The sequence below is a fragment of the uncultured Pluralibacter sp. genome, assembly GCF_913775985.1.
Classification (GTDB): Bacteria; Pseudomonadota; Gammaproteobacteria; order Enterobacterales; family Enterobacteriaceae; genus Pluralibacter.
In genome coordinates, this window is the sequence record NZ_CAJYMB010000140.1 from 1 (window position 1) to 3,801 (window position 3,801).

At 58.3% G+C, this 3,801-nt stretch carries 3 protein-coding genes, 1 pseudogene and 1 other annotated feature; of the genes and pseudogenes, 2 read left to right on the forward strand and 2 right to left on the reverse strand.

Annotated elements, in window-relative coordinates; translation table 11 throughout:
* Window positions 1-1,540: anthranilate synthase component 1 (locus QZ766_RS17125; protein WP_297204092.1), on the reverse strand; the 1,540-nt coding region annotated here is incomplete at its 3' end.
* Window positions 1,541-1,573: 33 nt separating this feature from the next.
* Window positions 1,574-1,668, reverse strand: a sequence feature (Trp leader region).
* Window positions 1,669-1,829: 161 nt separating this feature from the next.
* On the opposite strand from QZ766_RS17125, the gene QZ766_RS17130 reads away from it, so the two are divergent.
* Together QZ766_RS17130 and QZ766_RS17135 are read left to right on the forward strand one after the other, a co-directional pair.
* Window positions 1,830-2,699, forward strand: coding sequence for a PHP domain-containing protein (locus QZ766_RS17130; RefSeq protein WP_297204094.1), 870 nt, complete (start codon window positions 1,830-1,832; stop codon window positions 2,697-2,699).
* 12 nt (window positions 2,700-2,711) lie between these two features.
* Window positions 2,712-3,332, forward strand: a complete 621-nt coding sequence (locus tag QZ766_RS17135) for an L-threonylcarbamoyladenylate synthase (RefSeq protein ID WP_297204096.1) — start codon at window positions 2,712-2,714, stop codon at window positions 3,330-3,332.
* Window positions 3,333-3,373: 41 nt separating this feature from the next.
* Here QZ766_RS17135 and QZ766_RS17140 read toward each other — a convergent pair.
* Window positions 3,374-3,490, reverse strand: a pseudogene (locus tag QZ766_RS17140) (DUF2000 family protein); the annotation flags it as partial.
* Window positions 3,491-3,801: the final 311 nt, after the last annotated feature.

A 3,801-nucleotide genomic window follows, 5' to 3' on the forward strand; every position in this document is an offset into this window, starting at 1 on the left:
GGGCGGAAGCAATGGCGCGCAGCACCGCGCGGGCTTTACTGCGGGTTTCGTCCGCTTCGGACTGGGGCACGGAGTCGAGCACCACCCCGGCGCCTGCCTGCACGGTGGCAATCCCGTCTTCAACGAACGCCGAGCGGATCACAATGCAGGTGTCCAGATCGCCGTGGGCCGTGAAATAGCCCACCGCGCCGCCGTAGCTGCCGCGGCGCTGCCCTTCGGCGGCGGCAATCAGCTGCATGGCGCGCACTTTCGGCGCGCCGCTGAGGGTGCCCATATTCATGCAGGCGCGGTAGGCGTGAAGCGCGTCGAGATCGTGGCGCAGCTCGCCGACCACCCGCGAAACCAGGTGCATGACGAAAGAGTAGCGGTCCACTTTGGTCAGATCGGCAACGTAGCGGCTGCCCGGCGTGCAGATGCGCGCCAGATCATTACGGGCCAGGTCTACCAGCATCAGGTGTTCCGACAGCTCTTTGTGGTCGGTGCGCATTTCCAGCTCGATGCGGCTGTCGAGATCCCGATCGAGAGAGCCGTCGGCGCGGCGGCCGCGCGGGCGGGTGCCGGCGATGGGATAGATTTCAATCTGGCGGCTGGCGGCATCGTATTTCAGGGAGCTTTCCGGCGAAGCGCCGAAGAGAGTGAAGTCATTATCCTGCATAAAGAACATGTACGGGCTGGGATTGCTTTTCTTCAGCACATCATAGGCCGCCAACGGTGACGGACAGGGCAGCGAGAAGCGGCGTGAAGGCACCACCTGGAAAATCTCACCGGCGCGGATCGCGCGCTGCAGCTTGCGCACCACCGAGCCATATTCGTCGTCGCTCTGGTCAACCTCGGTTTTCATCTGCGGCACTTCGGTCACCGGCAGCGCGGCCGGCGGCTCGTTCATCTGCTGGCTCAGCTGGGCAATGCGGCTGCTGAGGCGCTGTTTTTCCGCGGCAGAAGGCGCAAACAGGCTGGCCTGAATGCGGCTGGTACGGCGCTGGTGGTCGATAATCAGCAGCGTTTCCGCGAGGTAGAAGCAGTAGTCCGGGCAGGCGGTCTCATTGTCCAGCGGCGGTAAATCTTCGAATCCGGACACCAGGTCATAGGCAAACAGGCCGCCGAAAAACATCGCTTCGCGTTCGTCTTCCGGTACGTTGACCAGCGTCTGAAGCAGGCGGAAGGTATCGAACACCGACAGGGAACACAGGCGGGCGTCCTCATCCAGCAGCGCGCTGACGGTGGGGAAGCGCAGCATGCGGCTGTTTGGCTGTTTCTGGTTTTCAATGCCCGCCGGGAGAATCTCGTCGAGGCGCTCCATCAGTGACGCCCCGTTGTCAGAGAGGGCCTGAATGGTGACGGTGTCACCTAAGGCGGTAATGCGCAGCGCGCTGTCGACCAGCAGCAGGCTTTTTAAATTGTCTTTACTGTCAATGTCCGCCGACTCCAGCAGCAGAGTGGCGGGGCGCGCCCCGCACAGCTGGTGAAACAGCGCGGTGGGGTTCTCCCGATATATGGCATCGCAGGTCAGAAGTTCCAGGTTGGTTTTTTCTGTTTGCATCGTGTTTGTCGCCTTGTCCATGATTCTTTGCTCAAAAAAAAGCCCGCTCGGAGGCGGGCAGGGTATCTGATTGTCTTATGCAGACGCGATCGCTCAGCCCGTTAACAGGATGTGCGCCACCAGCCGTGCATGTTGATTGAGCGTGTTGTCATTGTCAGATACCTCGCGTTTGAACTTGCGTACTAGTTAACTGGTTCGTGGCCGCAAAGTCAATACTGATTTTCGAAATTGTTTAACAAACGCTATTATAGCCGGCGCGCTACCCTTCAGACCGATAAACGGAGCTATTTTGAGCGATCCTTCATTCGCGATAATTCACGACCTGCACAGCCATACCACCGCGTCCGATGGTCTGCTAACCCCCGAGGCGCTGGTGCATCGCGCGCTCGACAAACGCGTCGGTACGCTGGCGATTACCGATCACGACAGCGTTGCCGCTATTCCGGCGGCCCGCGCAGAAATTGCGCGCGCCGGGCTGGCGCTTAACCTTATTGCCGGAGTGGAAATTTCCACGCTGTGGGAAAACCATGAGATCCACATTGTCGGCCTCAATATTGATATCGACTGCCCGCAGATGACCGCGCTGCTCGAAGCGCAGCTCGCATGCCGCCAGCAGCGGGCGGCGCTGATAGCCGAGCGGCTGGAGAAAGCCAATATTCCGGGGGCCCTGGAAGGCGCGTTGCGGCTCGCGGACGGCGGGGCGGTGACCCGGGGCCACTTTGCCCGCTTCTTGATTGAGCAGGGGAAGGCCAACACGGTCGCTGACGTTTTTAAAAAGTACCTCGCCCGCGGGAAAACCGGTTATGTTCCTCCCCAGTGGTGTACAATAGAACAAGCTATTGATGTTATTCACCATTCGGGTGGCAAAGCCGTTATTGCCCATCCGGGACGCTATAATCTTTCTGCCAAGTGGCTAAAGCGGCTGCTGGCCTTTTTCAGCGAGTGCGGCGGTGATGCCATGGAGGTTGCCCAGTGCCAGCAGGCGCCTGACGAGCGCTCGCAGCTCGCGGCCTACGCGCAGCACTATAATCTGCTGGCGTCTCAGGGCTCTGACTTTCATCAGCCCTGCCCGTGGATCGAACTCGGGCGCAAACTCTGGCTGCCCGCCGGCGTAACGCCGGTATGGGAGAGCTGGGAGAAAGCGGCCCAGACCGTATAATGTGAGGGAAGTATGAGTCAGTTTTTCTATATTCATCCGGACAATCCGCAGGCGCGCCTGATTAATCAGGCCGTCGAGATCGTTCGCAAAGGCGGCGTTATTGTCTATCCGACGGACTCCGGCTACGCGCTGGGCTGCAAAATTGAAGATAAGGGCGCGATGGAGCGAATTTGCCGCATCCGCCACCTGCCGGACGGTCACAACTTCACCCTGATGTGCCGGGATCTTTCCGAGCTATCCACCTATGCCTATGTGGATAACGTGGCGTTTCGCCTGATGAAAAATAACACCCCGGGCAACTACACTTTTATTTTAAAAGGCACGAAAGAGGTGCCGCGTCGCCTGCTGCAGGAAAAGCGTAAAACTATCGGCATGCGCGTGCCGGCCAATCCGATTGCGCAGATGCTGCTGGAGACGCTGGGCGAGCCGATGCTCTCCACTTCGCTGATGCTGCCGGGCAACGATTTCACCGAATCCGATCCGGAAGAGATTAAAGACCGCCTCGAAAAGGTGGTGGATTTAATCATTCACGGCGGCTATCTCGGCCAGCAGCCAACCACCGTTATCGACCTGACCGAAGATGCCCCGGTGGTGCTGCGCGAAGGGGTTGGGGACGTGAAGCCGTTTTTGTAACGGCGGCGGCGTGGGCGTGGTGCCAGCACCACGCCTGCACCTTAAGGATGAAGTAACAAACCCTTTATCACCTTATCTACGCTCTTTTTGGGACCGCGGATGCCCAGCCCCACTAAATTTAGCTTCAGCGCATCTTCTTTGAGAAAAACCTCGCGGTTTCTGCGACGCGCCGCAGCGTCAGCCCGTTTTCGTCGTGCTTTTTCATCATTGCCTTAGCCGCAGTCGTTATTAACCTATTATTATGATGAATGCATTGAGCGTAAAGTAACCAGCCTGAGACAAGCTCTCAGCAGATGAATCATTTCATCCAAAATTCATGTAGACTGTGCGGCCACCTGAAACGCTGGCGGCTATTTTCGGCGGTCGCGCGGTGATGAATGATTAAGGTCGGTGAGATTATTTCTATAACTCATTGATTTAGCATGTATACCAGACGCCTGGGAAGGCGACACCTAAAGGAAGCTCCATG

Bases quoted from the DNA above. Each gene is read 5' to 3' on its own strand.
- QZ766_RS17135 (WP_297204096.1), top strand. From the start codon at position 2,712: ATGAGTCAGTTTTTCTATATTCATCCGGACAATCCGCAGGCGCGCCTG.